We start from the raw sequence: 471 nt of genomic DNA, 5'->3' as shown, positions 1-471 counted from the left end.
TGATCCTGCTGGCAACAACAGTGGTAATAGTCGCAATGGCTACAGCAAGAAAAACATAAAAACCAGGTTTGGTAAATCAGAAATTGAAATTCCAAGAGACAGAAATGGGGAATTTGAACCGCAAGTAATTAAAAAATACGAGAATACTTCCAATCAGTTGGAGGATCAAATTATTGCAATGTACGCTAAAGGTATGTCTACCCGTGATATTGAAGACCACATGCGTGAAATTTACGGTGTCGACGTGTCACCAACCATGGTTAGTAAGATTACAGATAAAATTCTACCACTGATTGCAGAGTGGCAATCCAGACCTTTAAATCGTGTTTACCCCGTCGTTTTTTTTGTTTATGGCAAAATAAAAATGTAGGCTTTGGCAGTTAATTTATGTATGTTAGCTAGTTAATAAAGGCATGAAAAAACCACTTGCCAACATCCCTAAAACTCAAATACACTTCTGTATGCGGACAT

Annotated in this window: 1 pseudogene; it reads left to right on the top strand. The window is 37.4% G+C overall.

Going from position 1 to position 471, the window contains the following annotated elements:
- Window positions 1–364: pseudogene (locus V6C27_14815) on the top strand (transposase).
- Window positions 365–471 lie beyond the last annotated feature (107 nt).

Source organism: Peptococcaceae bacterium 1198_IL3148, assembly GCA_036763105.1.
Lineage (GTDB): Bacteria > Bacillota > Desulfotomaculia > Desulfotomaculales > Desulfohalotomaculaceae > JBAIYS01.
The sequence above is the reverse complement of the archived record's forward strand: the minus strand, read 5'-3'. Positions and strand labels throughout refer to the sequence as shown.